Source organism: Microbacterium sediminicola (assembly GCF_039531125.1).
Lineage (GTDB): Bacteria > Actinomycetota > Actinomycetes > Actinomycetales > Microbacteriaceae > Microbacterium > Microbacterium sediminicola.
The window spans coordinates 277,407-296,590 of sequence record NZ_BAAAPL010000001.1; the positions used below are offsets into that span (position 1 = coordinate 277,407).

Below are 19,184 nucleotides of genomic sequence, written 5' to 3' on the forward strand. Positions count from 1 at the left end.
GGGCACCAACCCCCTTGCCGGCGGTTCACCCGGCGATCTTGTTGCCAACTCCTCAAGATTTCGGCTCGTCGGCCCCGGAGGTGGGTGATCTCGGCCACTTGCGCCGGGAATTGAGGAGTTAGCAACGCGGGGCGGTCGGGGACGAGCCCGCGAGGTTCAGGCGGCGACGAGCTCTCGGGCGCCGGCGGAGAGGGCTGTCAAGCGCGCGGATGCCTCGGCCGACGTGTCGGCGCGCACATCCAGGTAGACCTTGAGTTTGGGCTCGGTGCCACTGGGCCTCACGATCACGCGGGAACCGTCCTCCAGCCAGAGGCGCAGGACGTCCCCCGGCGGGAGGTCTCCGGCGCCGTGCAGCAGGTCGTCGATCGATGCGACCGGCACACCCCCCACCTGCGTGGGGGGAGCGGCACGGAGAGCCGCCATCGTGTCGGAGATGATCGACAGGTCCTCGACCCGCACCGACACTTGATCGCTGGCGAACACTCCGAACTCCCGCTCGAAGTCGCCCAACAGGTCCGCGAGGGTGCGCCCTTCCGCACGGGCCTCCGAGGCCATGCCGAGGAGGGCGATCGCGGCGGAGATGCCGTCCTTGTCGCGCACCGTCTCGGGGTTCACCAGGTAGCCGAGGGCCTCCTCGAATCCGAATGCGAGGTGTGGGGCCCGCGAGATCCACTTGAATCCGGTGAGCGTGGCAGAAAACCCCAAACCGTAGCGCTCGGCGATGGTCTGGAGTCCGGGGGAGGACACCAGAGAGCAGGCCAGGGTCGCTCCGGATGTCGTGTCCGCGGTGCGCGCCGCGCGCCAGCCGAGCAGGAGCCCGGTCTGGTTTCCGGTCAGTCTGCGCCAGCCTCCCTCGACCGTGTCGTCGGGAACGGCGACGGCGAGGCGGTCGGCATCCGGATCATTCGCGATGACCAGCTCGGCTCCGCTTGCCCGTGCTGTCGCGAACGCGAGATCCATCGCGCCGGGCTCCTCGGGGTTGGGGAACGCGACCGTCGGGAACGCGCCGTCCGGCTCGATCTGCTCGGCGACCACGACCGGGGCCGGATAGCCGGCGACCTCGAGGATCGTCGAGAGCGTCTCCCACCCGACTCCGTGCATCGCGGTGTAGACCCACGGCAGATCGGCTGCTCCCGCTGCTGCGGGTGCGACGGCGGCGGTGGCGGCCACGTACGCGTCCACCACGGACTCCGGGGAGATCTCGTACGCGGTCGAGCGGGGCAGATCCCGAATGTCTCCGGCGGCGATCTCGTCGATGAAGGCCGCGATCTCGGCGTCGGCGGGGGAGACGATCTGCGACCCCTCGTCGGCGCCGCCGAGGTACACCTTGTAGCCGTTGTCGTCGGGTGGGTTGTGGGATGCGGTGACCATGACGCCGGCGGCGGCATCCAGGTGCCGCACCGCGAAGGCGAGCACGGGGGTGGGCAGCAGGCGCGGGAGGAGGATCGCACGCACGCCTGCGCCCGCGAAGACCTCCGCCGAGTCCCTCGCGAAGACGTCGGAGTTGCGGCGACCGTCGTAGCCGATGACGACGCTCGGGGTCTCGCCATCACCGGCACGGGACAGCAGGAATGCGGCAAGCCCTGCGGCCGCCTGCGTCACGAGCACGCGGTTCATCCGGTTCGGGCCGGCGCCGAGCCTGCCGCGAAGACCCGCCGTGCCGAACGCGAGTCGTCCGCCGAAGCGGTCTGCCAGATCCGCGCCCGCTGTCGCGTCGCCCCCGTCGGAGGCATCGATGAGCGCCGCCAGCTCGGCGGCGGTGACGGGGTCGGGATCCTGCGCGAGCCAGGCTCGCGCGGCATCCACGCTCGTCACAGCTGCCCGATCACGCGGGCCAGGAGCGCCGAGATGACCGGCTCCGCGGCTTGTCCTGCCTCGATGACCTCCTGGTGGCTGAGGGGCGTGGTCTGGATGCCGGCGGCCATGTTCGTGATGAGTGAGAACCCGAGGATTTCCATCCCTGCCTGGCGTGCGGCGATCGCCTCGAGCGCCGTCGACATCCCGACGATCTGTCCGCCGATCGTCTTGGCCATGCGCACCTCGGCGGGCGTCTCGTACTGGGGGCCGCGGAACTGGCAGTACACGCCCTCGTCGAGGGTCGGGTCGACCATCCGGGCGACATCCCGCAGCCGGGTGGAGTACAGGTCGGTCAGATCGACGAAGGTGGCGCCCTCCAGCGGCGAGGCCGCCGTGAGGTTGATGTGGTCGCTGATGAGCACCGGCTGTCCGGGCGTCCACGTGTTCTTGATGCCGCCCGCGCCGTTGGTGAGCACCATGATCTTCGCGCCCGCCGCTGCCGCGGTGCGCACCGAGTGCACGACGCGACGCACGCCGTGGCCCTCGTAGAAGTGCGTGCGCGCACCGATCACGAGCACGTTCTTGCCCTTCGGGGTGCGGATGCTGCGCACCGACCCGACGTGGCCCGCCAGAGCCGGCGCGGAGAACCCGGTGATCTCGGGAGCCGGGATGGTCGCCACGGTCTCGCCGACGAGGTCGGCTGCCTTGCCCCAGCCACTCCCGAGGGTCAGTGCGATGTCATGGTGGTCGACACCGGTCAGCCGTGCGATGTCGTCCGCGGCTACGCGGGCGATCTCGAAGGGGTCGGCGTTCGGATCATCGAGCGGGTGTGCCGCAGACTGTGCCATGGGTCCACTCTAGGAAAGAATGGTGCTCATGTCCCTGAGTTTCGAGCGCACCCAGACCGTGGCGATCATCGGCGGTGGCCCCGGCGGATACGAAGCGGCGCTGGCCGCCGCGCAGCTCGGGGCCGACGTCACGCTCGTCGAGCGCGCGGGCGTGGGCGGCTCGGCCGTCATGACCGACGTCGTTCCCTCCAAGACACTGATCGCCACCGCTGACGCGGCGGTGGCCATCGCCCAGGCCGGGGATCTCGGGGTGCAGTTGTTCGCCCGCGGAGAGTCGGGTAAACCCCTCAAGCCCGAAGTGGCGATCAACCTCGCGCAGGTGAACAAGCGCCTGCTCGCCCTCGCGGGTCAGCAGTCCGAGGACATGCGCGCGTCGCTCGTGTCCGCCGGTGTGAACATCATCGAAGGCCATGGCCGCGTCGACGACGACCACGCCGTGATCGTGTCGACCGGTCCCGGCGGCACCGACTTCGACCGCATCGAGGCGGACACCCTCGTCGTCTCGGTGGGAGCGTCCCCGCGCGAGCTGCAGAGTGCCAAGCCCGACGGCGAGCGCATCCTCACGTGGACCCAGCTCTACAACATGAAGACGCTCCCCGAGCACCTCATCGTGGTGGGGTCCGGCGTCACCGGGGCGGAATTCGCTTCGGCGTACATGAACCTCGGAGCGAAGGTCACGCTGATCTCGAGCCGCGATCGCGTGCTTCCGGGCGAAGACGAGGATGCCGCGCAGGTGCTCGAGAGTGTCTTTGCGCGCGGTGGCATGAATCTTCTCCCGAAATCCCGTGCCAAGTCCGTCGTGCGCAACGGTGATGCAGTGGTGGTCACCCTCAGCGACGGCACGGTGGTCGAAGGCAGCCATTGCCTCATGGCCGTCGGATCGATCCCGAACACCGCCGGGCTCGGCCTGGAGGATGCCGGCGTTCAGATGACCGTGAGCGGCCACATCCGTGTGAACCGCGTCGCCCGCACCTCGGTGCCGAACATCTATGCCGCCGGCGACTGCACGAATTTCTTCCCGCTGGCATCCGTCGCCTCGATGCAGGGCCGCACCGCGGTCTTCCACGCATTCGGCGATGTCGTCATCCCACTCGAGAAGCGCCGCATCACGGCGAACATCTTCACCGCCCCCGAGATCGCGACGATCGGATGGGGAGAGGCGGATGTGGCGGCAGGTCGTGTCAACGGTGTCGTCCACAAGCTGCCGTTGGCGGGCAACCCGCGCGCCAAGATGATGGGAATCACCGACGGCTTCGTCAAGCTCATCGCCCGCCAGGGCAGTGGCACTGTCGTCGGCGGCGTGATTGTGGGTCCCCGTGCGTCTGAGCTCATCTATCCGGTGGCGATCGCGGTGGAGCGGCGGCTGACGGTCGATCAGCTCTCGCGGGTGTTCGCCGCCTATCCGTCGCTGACCACCAGCATCACGGACGCGGCCCGCGCCATGCACATCGTGGACGTCGACGAACCCGAGGAGTGAGGCCCACACGGCCTTCTCTGACGCCGCCCCATCGCGGGCCGGCAGAGGTCAGGAGATCGTCAGCAATGCGTGACCGGCCGAGACCGTCGTCCCGGGGGTGGCGTTGATCGCGCCGATGACACCGTCCTTGTGCGCCTGGATGGGCTGTTCCATCTTCATGGCCTCGAGCACCAGCACCAGGTCGCCCTTGACGACCTGCTGACCGTCCTCGACGGCGATCTTCACGATCGTCGCCTGCATCGGTGCGGTGACCGCGTCACCGGTTGCACCGCCGACGCCCTTCGCGACGTGCGAGCGGCGCGACGGCGGAACCGCGACGGGGCGGCCCTGCGCGGCCGGAGCGCTCACGATCCGATCCGGCAGACGCACCTCGAGGCGCTTGCCCGCGACCTCGACGACGACAGTGTGGCGGGATTCGGCGGCCGCGGGCTGACCCGCCTCGCCATCCCACGCGGGGATGTCGTTGTCGAACGCGGTCTCGATCCAGCTCGTGTAGACACCGAACGTGCCGTCCTCGGCCGTGAACGCCGGATCGCGCACGATCTTGCGGTGGAAGGGGAGCACCGTGGGAAGACCCGCCACCTCGAACTCGTCCAGGGCGCGGCGGGCGCGCTCGAGGGCTTCGGCGCGGTCGCGGCCGGTGACGATGATCTTGCCGAGCAGCGAGTCGAACGCCCCGCTGACGCTGTCGCCGGCGGTCACACCGGAGTCGAGGCGGATGCCCGGGCCGCCGAAGGTCTTGAAGACGTGGATGTCGCCGGGCTGGGGAAGGAAGTTGCGACCGGGGTCCTCGCCGTTGATGCGGAACTCGATCGAGTGGCCGACCGCGACGGGGTCGTCGTAGCCGAGTTCCTCGCCCTCGGCGACGCGGAACTGCTCGCGCACCAGATCCAGGCCCGTGACCTCCTCGGAGACCGGGTGCTCGACCTGGAGGCGGGTGTTCACCTCGAGGAATGAGATCGTGCCATCGGCTCCGATGAGGAACTCGCAGGTGCCGGCGCCGGTGTATCCCACTTCGCGCAGGATCGCCTTCGACGAGCTCACGAGGATCTCGTTCTGTTCGGGTGTGAGGAAGGGGGCGGGTGCCTCCTCGACGAGCTTCTGGTGGCGTCGCTGCAGCGAGCAGTCACGGGTCGAGACGACCACGACGTTGCCGGAGGCATCCGCCAGGCACTGCGTCTCGACGTGGCGCGGGCGATCCAGGTACTTCTCGACGAAGCATTCGCCGCGACCGAATGCGGTGATGGCCTCGCGGGTGGCGGACTCGAAGAGCTCGGGCACCTCGTCGCGGGTGCGCGCCACCTTCAGACCGCGCCCGCCACCGCCGTAGGCGGCCTTGATTGCGATCGGCAGACCGTGGACGTCGACGAACGCCAGCACCTCGTCCGCTGTCTCGACCGGTCCCGGGGTGCCCGGAGCCAGGGGTGCTCCGACCTTCTCGGCGACGTGCCGTGCGGTGACCTTGTCGCCGAGGGCTTCGATCGCCTCGGGCGCGGGACCGATCCAGACCAGGCCCGCCGCGATCACGGCGCGGGCGAAGTCGGCGTTCTCCGCGAGGAACCCGTAGCCGGGGTGCACCGCATCGGCGCCCGAGCGGCGCGCCACCGAGAGGATCTTCTCGATCGAGAGGTAGGTCTCGGCGCTGGTGACGCCGTCGAGGGCGTAGGCCTCGTCCGCGAGGCGGGCGTGCAGCGCATCGCGATCCTGGTCGGCGTAGACGGCGACGGAGCTCTTTCCGGCGTCTCGCGCGGCACGGATGACACGGACGGCGATCTCGCCGCGGTTCGCTACGAGCACCTTGGCGATATGAGGCATGGATGTCAGCCTACCGAGAGCAGGGGGGTCCAAATTGGATCTTCTCGACAAGAAACGGGAGATCCTGTGCGGGGGTGTCTACGAGCGGTTCCAGAGGGATGTCCAGGAGACTCCCAGTTCCGCGGCCAGATGCCGCACCGTGGACAGCGACATCCCGACCACCGTGGACGGGTCGCCGACGACCCTCTCGATGAAGGCTCCGCCGAGGCTGTCCACCGTGAACGCACCGGCGACCTGGAGTGGCTCGCCGGTCGCGACGTAGGCATCGATCTCCTCGTCCGTGACGTCCGCGGCGAACGACACGGCGGCCTCGGCGACGGCGTGCGCCTCCGTCGCCGAGGCTCCCGGGGTGACAAGGAGCACGCTGTGGCCGGAGTGGAGGATCCCGGTGCGGCCGCGCATCGCGTGCCATCGTGCCGTCGCGACCTCCGGCAGATGCGGCTTTCCGAGTACCTGCCCGTCGATCTCGAACATCGAGTCCCCGCCGATGACGATCCCCTCGAACTCGGGGTCCTCCGCGGCCAGGCGCGCCACGACGTCCGCGGCTTTGCGGCGGGCCAGGACCAGGACGTGCTCGTCGGGTGGCAGGGTGCGCGCCTCGGTGCGCTCGAGCTCGGCGATGACAGCATCCTCATCGACGTCGGGCGCCATAGTCAGGGGTTCGATGCCCGCCTGACGCAGCAGCATCCGACGGGCGGGGGAGGTAGAGGCCAGCAGCACGCGCACGCCCTCACGCTACCGGGCATGTGGGAAGCTCGAAGGATGACGGGAGCTGCGGGGGACATCGTCGATCTGACGATCGCGGACGTCGCCCACGGTGGCGTGTTCGTCGGCCGTCACGAGGGGCGTGTGGTGTTCGTTCCCGACGCGATCCCGGGCGAACGCGTGCGCGTGCGGCTCACGGATGTCTCCAAGCCGGCGTTCTGGCGTGCGGAGCTGCTCGATGTTCTGGATGCCTCGCCGCACCGCCGCCCCCACATCTGGGCCGAGGCAGATCTCTCGCGTGATCCCGCGGACCGGGCCGGGGGTGCCGACTTCGGGCACATTGAGCTCGCGCATCAGCGCGAGCTCAAGCGCGGCATCCTGGCGACCGCGCTGGCCCGCACCGGGCGGCTGGAGGTTCCCGTCTCGTTCGAAGGACCCCGCGCGGCGCGGATGGGTGAGCGGACTGTCGCTGAGGAGGCGGATGGCGCCCATTGGCGGACCCGCGTGACCCTCCACGTCGATGAGAACGGTGCGATCGGTCCGTACGCCGCGCGGAGTCATCGCGTGATCCCCGTCTCCTCGTTGCCCTTGGCGACCTCCGAGATCGAGCAGGCCGCGGCGGGGCTTCGTGCCGGTTCTCCGGGACGGATCGATCTCGTGCAGCCTGCCGGCGGGGACGTGCGGACCCTGCACCGCCCGGACGTGGCCGGTCGCCGGGCAGCGGCGCGGCCTGAGCGCCACGACGTCATCACCGAGCGTGTCGGCGCACGATCATTCCGCGTGGATGCCGACGGTTTCTGGCAGGTGCACCGCCTGGCCGCGACCACTCTCACGACCGTGGTGGCGGAGATGCTCGGATCCGGAGCGGTCGATCCCGAGGGCTGGCACCTGGATCTGTACGGCGGCGTCGGACTGTTCGCGGCACTGTTGGGCGACCTTGCGGGACCCGCCACCCGAGTGACCTCCGTCGAGGCGAGCGAGCGCGCGACCGAGCACGCGGGGGAGAATCTCGCCGAATGGGTGGGAGCCCGCGCCGAGACCGCGCGCGTGGACCGCTGGATCCGGCGCCTGCGCGACGCGGCGACGACGGCCGAGCGATCGCGGCTGTCGCGGGGGACCGTCGTCCTCGACCCGCCGCGCACGGGCGCCGGCAAAGACGTCGTCGACGCGCTTGCGGCGCTGACGCCGGCGAGGGTCGTCTACGTGGCGTGCGACCCGGTCGCCCTCGCCCGGGATCTCGGTCGATTCGTCAGCCGCGGCTATGAGGTGACGCGGGTGCACGGGCTCGACCTCTTCCCGCACTCGCATCACCTCGAGGCGGTAGCCGTCCTCGCCCCCTCGTCGTCGGTAGAGTGACATCTATGACACGGGTGGCGTTGATCGATGATCACGAGTCCGTGCGACTGGGGGTCGAAGCAGCCTGCGCGGGGGACGGCGGGTTGGATGTCGTGTTCTCGGGAAGCACGGTCTCGGAGTATGTCCGTTGGCGCCGATCGACGCAGGCAGCGCCGGTTGATGTCGTCGTCCTCGACCTGACGCTGGGGGATGGCACGACCGTGACAGAGAACGTCGCGCGTCTGGTCGCCGACGGCTCCAGCATCCTCGTCCACTCCGTCGCCGACCGCCCATCGGCGGTTCGCGAGTCGCTCGTCGCCGGCGCCATCGGCGTGGTCAGCAAGTCCTCTCCCATCGACGATGTGATCTCGGCGATCCGCTCCGTGGCCGACGGTGAGCCGCTGCACAACGTCGAGTGGGCCAGCGCCGTCGACGGCGACCGCGACTTCGCCGATGCGCAGTTGTCCGCGCGGGAGCGGGACGTGCTGCGGCTCTACGCCGCGGGGCTGCCGCTGAAGATCGTCGCCGACAGCCTCGGCATCGCCTACTCCACGGCGAAGGAGAACATCACGCGCGTGCGCACGAAGTACGTCGAGGTCGGCCGCCCCGCGCGGACGAAACTCGAGCTGCTGCGCCGGGCCATCGAGGATGGACTCGTCGAGTCCGAAGGAGCGGACGCCCGAGGATGACGACGGCAGCGAACGCGCGTACGTCGTCGCTGTCGACGGCCTGGGGCCAGATTCCGCTCGGAAGCGACCCGACGGCCGGACTCGGGTCTTTCACCCGACGACGCATCGAGCGGATGACGAGTATCCTGCTCGCCGTCGGCTCGGCCGCGCTCGGCATCCAGGCGTTCATCCTCGCGGTCGCGGCGAGCGCCGAGACCGGGCCCTGGTTCCTCGTGGCGGTCGTCGCCGACTTCGGAGCCCTCGCGGCACTCCTGACGACCTACATCGTCGGCCGCAGCATCCAGCCGGCGGCCATCACCTTCGGAGCGATCTACGTCGTCACCCTCATCGTCTGGCCGTTGCTGCCCCGAATGGAGGTTCCCGGCCAGGAGTCGACCCAACCATGGACGTGGTACCTGGTCACGGTGGCGACGGTGGCCTCCATCAAAGTGTTCTCGGTGGTGTGGCAGCTGGTGTGGACGGCCTTCGTCCCGGTGCTGTTCGGTGTGACCTGGCTCGTGCAGGTGCGCTTCGCGCCCGAGTTCTGGTGGCAGACGCTGCTGGATGTCTCGTTCGCGATCATCCTCGGGACGGTCTTCGTCACCCTGGCGTGGATGTTCCGATCGATCGCCGACAACGTCGACCGCGCCCGGCAGGCTGCCGTCGTCTCCTATACGCGGGTCGCGGCCACGGATGCCGCCGAGAATGAGCGCGTCTCGGTGGCCGCCCTGATGCACGACAGTGTGCTGGCCGCCCTGATCGCGGCAGAGCGCGCACGGTCTCCGCGCGAGCAGGCGCTCGCCGTCGCGATGGCCCAGGAAGCACTCACGCGTCTGGCCAACGCGGAAGGTGATGCGGGCCTCGGGAGCGAAGCGCCGCGGACCTTCGAGGAGATCGTCGAGGATGTCGAGAGCGGCGCGCGAGGTCTGGGCATCGACCTTGTCGTGCAGCGGACGTTCGGCGATGACGCGCTCCGGATCCCGGGACGGGTCGCGACCGCGCTGACGCTGGCGACGATGCAGGCCATCGCCAACTCCGTCGAGCACGCCGCCGGGATCGGCCTGGTGGTGACCGCCCGGCAGGAGGCGGTGTCCTCTCGCATCCATCTCGAGGTACGTGATCGCGGGGACGGGTTCGACATGGACAGTGTTCCCGATGATCGCCTGGGCATCCGTGGCTCGATCATCGCCCGCGTGGCGGCGGTCGGCGGCACCGTGCACATCACCTCGGACGCGTCCGGCACCCTTGTCCGCCTGACCTGGCAGGAGTCGTTCGCATGATCAGCGTCCGTCGCCTCCTCATCGGGCTCGCCTTCGCCTTCATGGTCTATCTGGCCGCGCGGGGGCTGTGGTGGGCGGGCGGTGACGTCAACAGGCCGTTCATCCTCATCGGATCCGTCGTCTTCTACATCCTTGCGACGGTCATCGTCGTGCTGTGGGGAGGTCGGGCCGCCGCCGAGAAGACCGAAACCGGGCCGGTCTCCGCGGACCCCGCGGTGTCCGCCGGATTGAAGGGACTGCGCGCGCGCGTGGTGCGGATGCCGATCCTCGGCGCGCTGCTCGCGGTGGTCACCGCCGCGATCGTGCCGGCGGCGCTCACTTTCTCCGTACCGGAGAGCGCCCGCAACGCACCGTACGTGACCTGGTACCTGGGCGGCATCGGCGCGCTCATGGTGGTCGTCATGGTGCGGCGACGCCCCGTCTTCGCGTGGATCGGCACGGCCATCCTCATCGCCATTTCCTCAGCGGCGCTCGGGCCCGTCCCGGCTCTGTTGAGCGGACTGCTCGGATCGATCGTGTGGGTGGCGATGGCCCAGCTGATCGTGCTGCTGACAGATCGCGCGACGGTGGATACCGGCAAGCTCGTCGAACTGCAGCGCTCGGCCGCCGCGTGGCAGGCGGCGCACGCCGTGCGTCAACGCGAGCGTCGCGTGCAGATCCAGCGGGCACTGTCGGTCGCCGGGCCGATCCTCACGCACACGATCGCCCAGGGCGGGGCGCTCAGCCCCGAGGAGAAAGTCGAGGCGCGTCTGGCGGAGGGGAGCCTGCGTGATGAGCTCCGCGCCGCGCGCCTGCTCGACGACGCGGTGCGCCACGAGCTCGAGGCGGCTCGGCGTCGCGGCGCGACCGTGACGGTGCTGGACGAGGGTGGCCTCGAGGGTATCGACGGGGAAGAGCTCGAGATCATCCGGCGGGAGCTGGCCGCCACGCTCCACGAGGCGCGCTCGGATCGTCTGTTCATCCGGACATCGCCGCACGAGCGCGTCGCGGTGACGGTCGTCGGGCGATCCGACAGCGGCCGGGGGCTGTCTGACGAGGACACCGTGGATCTCTGGCGGGAGATCGTCCGGCATCCGGCGGTCGTCGACGAGCCCACGCCCTGACATCCTGCCCTGTTGTCCCTATCGCGCCTCGCGAGCGTAGGAGAAATCACCGAGGTAGGACGACACACCGGCGAACGGTCCTACCCTCGCGATTCCTCCTACCCAGGCGAGGTGAAACCGCCCGCAGACATGGAGAAGGCGAGGGGGGACAGAGTGTCCGCCCCTCGCCTGTGCGATCAGCTACCCGAAAACTGATCGCGTGGCCGAACCTGGGCCGCGTCACACCCGAAGTGACGGCGGTTCAGCCGAACGCAACTGCGCTCCAGCTCCTTAAGTATTTCGAACCGTCAAGAATTCGTCTGTAGGTATTTTGGGGGACAAATTTCCCGGCCCCACCACCCCCACCCCGGCCCGCCGAGTTGCACTAGCCAGGGCCGAGTTGCACTTCCCGAGTGCGAGTTGCCTCCCCCAGGAGCGAGTGCCACCTCAGCAGGCGGTGTGGCGCCAGCCGAGCTCGCGCTGTAGCGGCTGGCGCAGGCCGCGCTGTGACACCGACCACGCCGATCGTGTCTTGTCCTCCGCGACAGCCTGGTCGTGTTCGGCGGCGTAGTGCTCGCTGACCACAGCCACCACGGCGGCGATCTCTTCGGGCGTGGCAGCGCCCTGCACGATCGAGATCGGCAGGTCTTCTCCGGTGGGGGAATCGATGCTCATGGCCTACAGCGGGATGTTCCCGTGCTTCTTGGGCGGCAGGCTCGCGCGCTTGCCGCGCAGCGATCGCAGCGCCTTGGCGATCGCCACGCGCGTCTGCGCCGGCTCGATGATGCCGTCGAGCTCGCCGCGTTCGGCGGCGAGGAAGGGGGATGCCACGTTGTAGGTGTACTCGTTGGCCAGGCGTGTGCGCACGGCGGCGACATCCTCACCACCCTCGGCGGCCTTCTTCAGCTCACCGCGGTAGAGGATGTTGACCGCGCCCTGGCCGCCCATGACGGCGATCTCGGCGGTCGGCCAGGCGAGGTTGACGTCGGCCCCCAGCTGCTTGGAACCCATGACGATGTAGGCGCCGCCATAGGCCTTGCGGAGAATCACGGTCACCAGCGGCACCGTCGCCTCGGCGTAGGCGTAGAGGAGCTTCGCGCCACGGCGGATGACGCCGGTCCACTCCTGGTCGGTGCCGGGGAGGTAGCCCGGGACGTCGACGAGCGTCACGATCGGCACCGAGAACGCGTCGCAGAACCGCACGAAGCGGCTCGCCTTCTCGCCCGCCTCGATGTTGAGCGTGCCGGCCATCTGGGAGGGCTGGTTGGCGATGATCCCGACCGTGCGTCCCTCGACGCGGCCGAAACCGATCACGATGTTCGACGCGAACAGCGGCTGCACCTCGAGGAAGTCACCCTCGTCGACCACGTGCTCGATGACCGTGTGGATGTCGTAGGGCTGGTTCGTGGAGTCGGGAATGACCGTGTTCAGGAAGCGGTCGGCATCCGTCGTCTCGAACTCGAACGGCGACTCGTAGGTCGGCAACTCTGCGAGGTTGTTGTCGGGGAGGAACCCGAGGAGCGTCCGCGCGTAGTCGATCGCGTCATCCTCGTCCTCGGCGAGGTAGTGGGCGACCCCCGAGCGCGTGTTGTGCGTGTGTGCGCCGCCGAGCTCTTCCATCCCGACGTCCTCGCCGGTGACGGTCTTGATGACGTCGGGGCCGGTGACGAACATCTGGCTGGTCTTGTCGACCATGATCACGAAATCGGTGAGAGCGGGGGAGTAGACCGCGCCGCCGGCCGCGGGGCCCATGACGATCGAGATCTGCGGGATGACGCCCGAGGCGCGCGTGTTGAGACGGAAGATCTCGCCGTACTTGCCGAGCGCGACGACACCTTCCTGGATGCGCGCGCCGCCCGAGTCCAGGATGCCGATGATCGGTGCCCCGCAGCGGAGGGCCAGCTCCATGACCTTGATGATCTTCTCACCGGCGACTTCGCCGAGGGACCCGCCGAAGGTGGAGAAGTCCTGCGCGTAGACGGCGACCGTGCGGCCGCGGATCGTGCCGGTGCCGGTGACGACCGAGTCACCGTAGGGGCGGGAGCGGTCCATGCCGAACGCGGTGGTGCGGTGACGCACGTACTCATCGAGCTCGACGAAGCTTCCCGGGTCGACGAGCAGCTCGATGCGCTCGCGCGCGGTGAGCTTGCCCTTCGCGTGCTGCTTCTCGCGGGCGGTCTCCTCGGCCGAGACGACCGCGTGCTGATAGCGCTCACGCAGGTCGGCGATTTTGCCGGCAGTGGTCGAGAGATCGATGTCGTCGGTCACGTCCTCCACACTATCGGCGCGCATGCCCCCGATCTTGGAGGGAGGGCACAACGCGTCGCGGCATCCGCTGTGGCTGTTCGTGGGCGAGGTCGCGTCCCGGCAATAGGGTGAGCGGGTGGATGCACGAGACTTTCCGCGTACGGCAGCGGTTGCGGGCCGGATGGATGTCGTCGACTCGACCGGATCGACGAATGCCGATCTCGTCGCCGCGGCCACCGCGCAGCCGGATGCCTACCCGCACCTCTCCGTGCTCATGACCGACGACCAACGGGCCGGGCGCGGGCGCTTGGACCGGGTCTGGGAAGCACCGCCGGGCGCATCGCTGGCGGTGTCGGTGCTGGTGGACGTGGCCGGGGTCCCGATCGCCGCGCGGGGATGGATCCCTCTCATCGCCGGCGCCGCCATGACCCTCGCCGTGCGCGCGGGTGCCGGGGCGCGAGCCGAGGCGGTGGATGTCGCCCTCAAGTGGCCCAACGACGTCCTGATCGACGGATACAAGGTGTGCGGCATCCTCGCCGAAGTCGTCACCGCGAGACCGGGCGTGATCGTGATCGGCGCGGGGGTCAACACCCGGATGACGCGCGCCCAGCTCCCGGTGCCGACGGCGACCTCACTCGCGATTGCGGGGTGGGGGATAGACGAGGACGCCCTCGTCGCGGCGTACCTCGAGAACCTCGACCGGATGCTGCGCAGGCTCACCGCGTCGAGTGGAGACGCCGAGCACGCGGGGATCCGCGCAGAGATCGCCCGGATGTGCGCGACGATCGGCCGGCAGGTCACGGTCAGCCTTCCGGGAGGGGACGACCTGCGCGGCACGGCGCGCGATCTGGATGACGATGGGTTGCTGCTCGTCGACACGGCAGACGGTCAGACCACCGCCGTCGCGGCGGGGGATGTCATCCACCTGCGCTGAGGGGCGCCAGAATGGGGTCATGACGCAGCCGACGACCTACGGAGGGCGGCCCATGACGCCGGCCTTCGGCGTCGAGGCGCCCGAGATGCTGATCGCCAAGCTGCGCACGAGGCGTCCTCTGCTGATGCTGTTGCCGGCCGTGCTCCTGATCGTCGTCGCCGGTGCCGCAGGGTACTTCTATGACAACCTGCCCGCACCGTACGAGAACTGGATGCTGTTGACCGTGGCGGCCGCGCTCATCCTGCTCCTGGTCTTCTTGCCGTTCCTGGCATGGCGCGCCCACACCTACACGATCACGACACGTCGGGTCATCGAACGCCGGGGCCTGTTCCGGGTGCGTCGCGCCGAGCTGGCGCACGTGCGCGGCTATGCGGTGCGCCTGCGCCGCGGGCCCCTCCAGCGGGTCTTCGGCAGCGGCACGCTGATCCTCACCAATGGTGTGGATGCGCCGCTGCGCATCGCGGGGATTCCCCGGGCATCCCTGGTGCACGAGGTCCTCATCGACCAGGTCGAGGTCAACCAGATCTTGGCGCACCGCGATGGGCAGACGCCGACAGACGTGTGAGTGTCGGTGCACAACTGTCGTGCACCGACAAGAATGGGTGTCGTCGAAGGGACCACAGTGGCATATCGCGTTGGAGTGATCGGTGGCGGGCAGCTGGCCAGGATGATGATCGCCCCCGCGGTCGAGCTCGGGGTCGAGATCCGCGTCCTCGCCGAGCAGGAGGGAATGTCGGCCACGCTGGCGGCGACATCTGTGGGTGACTATCGCGACGCCGAGACGGTGCTCGCCTTCGCCCGCGACGTGGATGTCATCACCTTCGACCACGAGCACGTGCCGCAGGACGTGCTCGCCGCCCTCGTCGAGGCGGGCGTCACCGTGCATCCCGGACCTGCCGCGCTCGCCGTCGCCCAGGACAAGCTGGTGATGCGTCAGCGGATGGCCGAGCTCGGCATGCCGCAGCCGGAATGGGCTGCCGTGACCGGACCCGATGAGCTTGCGGCGTTCCTCGCCGAGAACGGTGGGCGAGCGGTCGTGAAGACCCCGCGCGGCGGCTACGACGGCAAGGGTGTGCGGGTCGTCTCGGATGCGCACGGCGCCGACGATTGGTTCGCTGCGCTCGCCGAGGACGCGAACGGCGGCGCACTCCTGGTCGAAGAGCTCGTGGACTTCACCCGCGAGTTGGCGCAGCAGGTCGCTCGCACCCCCTCCGGACAGATCGCGACCTACCCCGTCGTCGAAACCGAGCAGCGCGACGGCGTCTGCGCCGAGGTCCTCGCTCCGGCACCCAGCGCCAGCGCTCGACTGACCGACGTCGCAGCCTCTGTCGGCGCTGCCGTCGCCGAGGGTCTCGGCGTCACCGGGATGCTCGCGGTGGAGCTGTTCGAGACGTCCGACGAACGCATCCTCATCAACGAACTCGCGATGCGTCCGCACAACTCCGGCCACTGGACGCAGGACGGCGCCGTGACGAGCCAGTTCGAGCAGCACCTGCGTGCCGTGCTCGACCTGCCCCTGGGACAGGCGACGCCCCTGCAGCCCTGGACGGTGATGGTCAACATCCTCGGCGGACCCGCTGAGGGCGGGATCACCGAGCGCTTCGAGAACGCCATGGCGCAGCATCCGGCCGCGAAGATCCACACCTACGGCAAGGACCCGCGTCCGGGGCGCAAGGTCGGACACGTGAACGTCACGGGCGTCGAGCTCGAGGATGTCGCGTACGAGGCGCGTGCCGCCGCGTCGCTGTTCCTCGACTGACGGCCCGCAGGGGATCGAAGGCGCACCGGCTCGGTTCCGGGGAATCTCCAGGCGCCGACCGTAGCCTGAGCGGGTGACTTCGCCTGAGGAACCGCAGCCCCTGCACGCGTCCGCGGCGCCCCTGGTCGGTGTCGTGATGGGCTCCGACTCCGACTGGCGCGTCATGAGCGACGCCTCCCAGGCGCTGACCGACTTCGGCATCCCCCACGAGGTCGAGGTCGTCTCGGCCCACCGCACGCCCGACAAGCTCATCAGCTATGGGCGTGAGGCGCGCGGGCGCGGCATCCGTGTGATCATCGCCGGAGCCGGCGGAGCAGCGCACCTGCCGGGCATGCTCGCCTCTGTCACCGCCCTTCCCGTCATCGGCGTGCCCGTGCCACTGGCCACCCTCGACGGCATGGACTCGCTGCTGAGCATCGTGCAGATGCCAGCCGGCATTCCCGTCGCCACGGTCTCGATCGCCGGTGCGAAGAACGCGGGACTGCTCGCCGCGCGCATCCTCGGCACCTCGGATGCCGCGCTCGGCGATCGCGTCGAGGTATACGCCGCAAAGCTGGTGGAGGTCGTCGAGGAGAAGAACCGGCGGCTCAAGGAGTCTCTGTGAGCGTCACCAGCCCACCTCGCCAGGGGGCCCTGCGACCGGTCATCGAGAACCGGCCGATCCGCTTTCCCGACACCAGATCGCGGTCGATGATGACGAAGCGCGCCTGGTGGCTCGTCGTCCTCAACGTCCTGATTCCCGGATCCGCGCAGGTGCTTGCGGGCAATCGTCGCCTCGGCCGCTTCGGGCTTGCCGCGACGCTCGTGTCGTGGGTGCTCGTCGTCCTGACGGTGCTCACCTTCGTCATGTGGCGCGAGGTGTTCTTCGGCTTTGCGACGAACTGGTTCGTACTCTTGCTCCTGCAGGGACTGCTGATCGCCTACGCGGTGCTGTGGCTCATCCTGACGATCGACACCCTGCGGCTGGTGAAGCTCGTGAAGACCGGATCGCTCGCCCGCTTCGGCATCGCGGTCGCCGCGATCGTGGCTCTCGTCCTCACCGGCGGTGGGTCGGTGTGGGCTGCGGAACGCGTCGGCATCGTGCGGGAGACGATCGGCATCGTCTTCGCCGAGTCCGGACCGCCAGTTCCGCCGTCGGACGGTTACTACAACATCCTGCTGCTCGGCGCCGACAGCGGCGAGGGCCGCGACTCGATGCGCTACGACAGCATCTCGGTCGTCTCGGTCAACGCCGACACCGGGGCTGTCACGATCACCGGCCTGCCGCGCGACATGGTGAATTTCCCGTTCGCGGAAGGACCCATGGCCGACCTCTACCCGGACGGGCACACGGGTCACGTCGACGCCACCTGCGGGTGGTCGAGTGGACTGAACCAACTGCGCACCGAGGTCGAGGTGTGCCGCGACGGCAGCGCCCTGTACCCGGATGCCGTCGCCAATGGTTCGGAGCCGGGCATCGAAGCGACCAAGGACGCTGCGGAAGGCATCCTGGGCATCGAGATCCCGTACTACGTCTTCATCGACATGGCGGGCTTCGCCAACCTCATCGACGCGCTCGGCGGGGTCGACATCACCGTCACCGAGCGGCTTCCGAAGGGTGGCGGCCCCGCCTACGACGGCCAGCCGGCCGAGGAATGGGCGATCGGCTGGATCGAGGTCGGCGAGCAGCACATGGACGGTGACACCGCCCAGTGGTACGCACGCTCCCGCTACACGACCAGCGACTGGGACCGGATGCTGCGCCAGCGCCAGCTGCAGGAGGCGATCCTCGCGCAGTTCACCCCTGAGAACGTGCTCGCGAGGTTCCAGGACATCGCGGCGGCGGGAACGGCGCTGATCGCGACAGACATCCCGCAGTCGCTCATCGGGTACTTCGCCGACCTTGCCGTGAAGTCCCGCGAGCAGCCGGTGACAACGATCGAACTGACCCCCTCGTCCGTCGGCGGCATCGGGGTCATCCCCGAGGAGATGACAGCGAGCGACTTCGCGTTCATCCAGGACTACATCCAGAACGTGTTGCACCCGCCGACTCCCACCCCGACCCCGACCTCGTGAGAGCCGGAATTGATGACTGCGAAGGTGGCTCTGTGACGACGAAGGTGGCTCTGTGACGACGACGTTGCGTGTCGTGCTCGACCAGTTGGTCGCGCCGACTGATCCCGACCTTGCCATGGCCTCGCGGGAGCTCGCGCGGGCCCTGCTGGCGGCATCACCTCGCGGCTGCGAGGTGGCCGGAGTTGTGCCTGCGGCATCGGCGGACGCGCTCGAAGCGCTGGGCGTCAAGGGGTTGGCAGGGGTGACGGCATCGGCCATTCCGCGGCGCGAACTTTCGACCGCGTTGACCCTCGGCCTGCCGAGCGGCCTGGGGGGAGGGATGCTGCACTCGCCGACCCTGTTCGCGCCGCTTGTGCGCCACGATCGCGCACACAAGAGCGAGCAGACCGTCGTCACGATCTGGGACCTCTCGCCCTGGACAGACCCGGGATCGGTGTCGAAGGCCTCGGTGGCCTGGCATCGCGCCATGCTCAAGCGCGCCGAGCGCTACGCGGACGCCGTCATCGTGCCGCTGCACTCGATGGCCGAAGAACTGGCGGAGCGGTCGAAGCTCGGCGGGCGGATTCGTGTGATCGCGGGGGCGGCACCCGAAGGGTTCGCCGTGCCGCGGGATGAGGTGGGGCGCCGGCGTGAACTGGGCGTGCCCGAGGGGGCTGTCGTGGTGGATGCCTCGGGCGCCGACTCGGAGGGTGTGACGCAGCTTGTTGCGCGACTCGGCGAGGGAAGTGGTCCAGTCCTGGTGCTGGGTGGGGATGACGAGACCGCCGCGGCTTTGGGCGATAGTGCGGTTGTCCTCGGCCAGCTCGACGACGCTGGCCGCGCCGCGGTCGTTGGGGCGGCATCCGTTGTGGTCCATCCCGGTGTGCGGCCGTTGTACCCGTGGCGCGTCGTCGAGGCGCTCGTCCTGGGAGTTCCGGTCGTCGCGTCCGAGTCAGCCGTGATGCGCGAAGTGCTGGCGGACGGTGGGATTGTTGTCGATGCCGACCCCAGTGCGCTCGCGACCGCGGTGCAGACGGTCCTGAGCTCAGGCGACGCGCGAACCCGAGCCGCGACGCTCGCGGCCGATCGCGGACGCGGGTTCTCGTGGCGCGAAGCGGGCGAGCGAGTGTGGCAGCTTCACGCTGATCTGTAACGTTAACGTTTCCGCATCGGGGTGTCTCGGTGACTTCCCACGCGGGTGTG

At 69.2% G+C, this 19,184-nt stretch carries 17 protein-coding genes; 11 read left to right on the top strand and 6 right to left on the bottom strand.

What is annotated here, in order from left to right:
- Window positions 1-156: 156 nt before the first annotated feature.
- Both ABD206_RS01170 and ABD206_RS01175 read right to left on the bottom strand, forming a co-directional pair.
- Complete coding sequence (locus ABD206_RS01170; RefSeq protein ID WP_344068047.1) at window positions 157-1,815, bottom strand: phospho-sugar mutase; 1,659 nt, start codon at window positions 1,813-1,815, stop codon at window positions 157-159.
- Window positions 1,812-2,645 carry a purine-nucleoside phosphorylase gene (locus ABD206_RS01175; protein ID WP_344068050.1) on the bottom strand — a complete coding sequence of 278 codons (834 nt, stop codon included), beginning with the start codon at window positions 2,643-2,645 and terminating at the stop codon, window positions 1,812-1,814. The genes ABD206_RS01170 and ABD206_RS01175 overlap by 4 nt, the downstream gene beginning before the upstream one ends.
- A 28-nt stretch (window positions 2,646-2,673) precedes the next feature.
- Between ABD206_RS01175 and ABD206_RS01180 the strand changes: the two genes are divergently transcribed.
- Window positions 2,674-4,122 (top strand): NAD(P)H-quinone dehydrogenase, encoded by a 1,449-nt coding sequence (locus tag ABD206_RS01180; protein ID WP_344068053.1) that lies wholly within the window; start codon window positions 2,674-2,676, stop codon window positions 4,120-4,122.
- Between the two features lie 48 nt (window positions 4,123-4,170).
- Here ABD206_RS01180 and ABD206_RS01185 read toward each other — a convergent pair whose 3' ends face one another.
- Both ABD206_RS01185 and ABD206_RS01190 read right to left on the bottom strand, forming a co-directional pair.
- Window positions 4,171-5,937: an acetyl/propionyl/methylcrotonyl-CoA carboxylase subunit alpha gene (locus tag ABD206_RS01185; protein ID WP_344068056.1), complete on the bottom strand. Its 1,767-nt coding sequence runs from the start codon at window positions 5,935-5,937 to the stop codon at window positions 4,171-4,173.
- Between the two features lie 78 nt (window positions 5,938-6,015).
- Window positions 6,016-6,663, bottom strand: coding sequence for a Maf family protein (locus tag ABD206_RS01190; RefSeq protein ID WP_344068059.1), 648 nt, complete (start codon window positions 6,661-6,663; stop codon window positions 6,016-6,018).
- 36 nt (window positions 6,664-6,699) lie between these two features.
- Between ABD206_RS01190 and ABD206_RS01195 the strand changes: the two genes are divergently transcribed.
- Genes ABD206_RS01195 through ABD206_RS01210 form a run of 4 tightly spaced genes read left to right on the top strand, consistent with a single transcriptional unit; the run spans window position 6,700 to window position 11,028 of the window.
- Window positions 6,700-7,998: a class I SAM-dependent RNA methyltransferase gene (locus tag ABD206_RS01195; RefSeq protein WP_344068062.1), complete on the top strand. Its 1,299-nt coding sequence runs from the start codon at window positions 6,700-6,702 to the stop codon at window positions 7,996-7,998.
- A 5-nt stretch (window positions 7,999-8,003) separates the two neighbouring features.
- Window positions 8,004-8,666: a response regulator transcription factor gene (locus tag ABD206_RS01200; protein WP_344068064.1), complete on the top strand. Its 663-nt coding sequence runs from the start codon at window positions 8,004-8,006 to the stop codon at window positions 8,664-8,666.
- Complete coding sequence (locus ABD206_RS01205) at window positions 8,663-9,925, top strand: sensor histidine kinase (RefSeq protein ID WP_344068067.1); 1,263 nt, start codon at window positions 8,663-8,665, stop codon at window positions 9,923-9,925. Before ABD206_RS01200 ends, ABD206_RS01205 begins: the two co-directional genes overlap by 4 nt.
- The gene (locus ABD206_RS01210; RefSeq protein ID WP_344068070.1) at window positions 9,922-11,028 is read left to right on the top strand and encodes a hypothetical protein; all 1,107 of its coding nucleotides are present in this window, start codon (window positions 9,922-9,924) and stop codon (window positions 11,026-11,028) included. Before ABD206_RS01205 ends, ABD206_RS01210 begins: the two co-directional genes overlap by 4 nt.
- A 426-nt stretch (window positions 11,029-11,454) precedes the next feature.
- Here the strand turns inward: ABD206_RS01210 and ABD206_RS01215 are convergent, their stop codons facing one another.
- Complete coding sequence (locus tag ABD206_RS01215) at window positions 11,455-11,682, bottom strand: acyl-CoA carboxylase subunit epsilon (RefSeq protein ID WP_344068072.1); 228 nt, start codon at window positions 11,680-11,682, stop codon at window positions 11,455-11,457.
- A 3-nt stretch (window positions 11,683-11,685) separates the two neighbouring features.
- The gene (locus ABD206_RS01220; protein WP_344068075.1) at window positions 11,686-13,299 is read right to left on the bottom strand and encodes an acyl-CoA carboxylase subunit beta; all 1,614 of its coding nucleotides are present in this window, start codon (window positions 13,297-13,299) and stop codon (window positions 11,686-11,688) included.
- Between the two features lie 91 nt (window positions 13,300-13,390).
- Here ABD206_RS01220 and ABD206_RS01225 point away from each other — a divergent pair, with 91 nt between their 5' ends.
- The 6 genes from ABD206_RS01225 to ABD206_RS01250 all read left to right on the top strand — a co-directional run bounded on the left by ABD206_RS01225 (window position 13,391) and on the right by ABD206_RS01250 (window position 19,134).
- On the top strand, window positions 13,391-14,188 hold the full coding sequence (locus ABD206_RS01225) for a biotin--[acetyl-CoA-carboxylase] ligase (RefSeq protein WP_344068078.1): 798 nt from the start codon (window positions 13,391-13,393) through the stop codon (window positions 14,186-14,188).
- Window positions 14,189-14,207: 19 nt separating this feature from the next.
- On the top strand, window positions 14,208-14,753 hold the full coding sequence (locus ABD206_RS01230; RefSeq protein ID WP_344068081.1) for a PH domain-containing protein: 546 nt from the start codon (window positions 14,208-14,210) through the stop codon (window positions 14,751-14,753).
- A gap of 57 nt (window positions 14,754-14,810) precedes the next feature.
- Entirely contained in the window at window positions 14,811-15,947 is a 1,137-nt protein-coding gene (locus ABD206_RS01235) for a 5-(carboxyamino)imidazole ribonucleotide synthase (RefSeq protein ID WP_344068084.1), read from the top strand.
- A 136-nt stretch (window positions 15,948-16,083) separates the two neighbouring features.
- Complete coding sequence (gene purE / locus ABD206_RS01240; RefSeq protein WP_344071374.1) at window positions 16,084-16,551, top strand: 5-(carboxyamino)imidazole ribonucleotide mutase; 468 nt, start codon at window positions 16,084-16,086, stop codon at window positions 16,549-16,551.
- A complete protein-coding gene (locus tag ABD206_RS01245) occupies window positions 16,548-18,002 on the top strand; it encodes an LCP family protein (RefSeq protein ID WP_344068087.1) in 1,455 nt (484 codons plus the stop codon). The genes purE and ABD206_RS01245 overlap by 4 nt, the downstream gene beginning before the upstream one ends.
- A gap of 52 nt (window positions 18,003-18,054) precedes the next feature.
- Window positions 18,055-19,134 carry a glycosyltransferase gene (locus tag ABD206_RS01250; RefSeq protein ID WP_344068090.1) on the top strand — a complete coding sequence of 360 codons (1,080 nt, stop codon included), beginning with the start codon at window positions 18,055-18,057 and terminating at the stop codon, window positions 19,132-19,134.
- Window positions 19,135-19,184 lie beyond the last annotated feature (50 nt).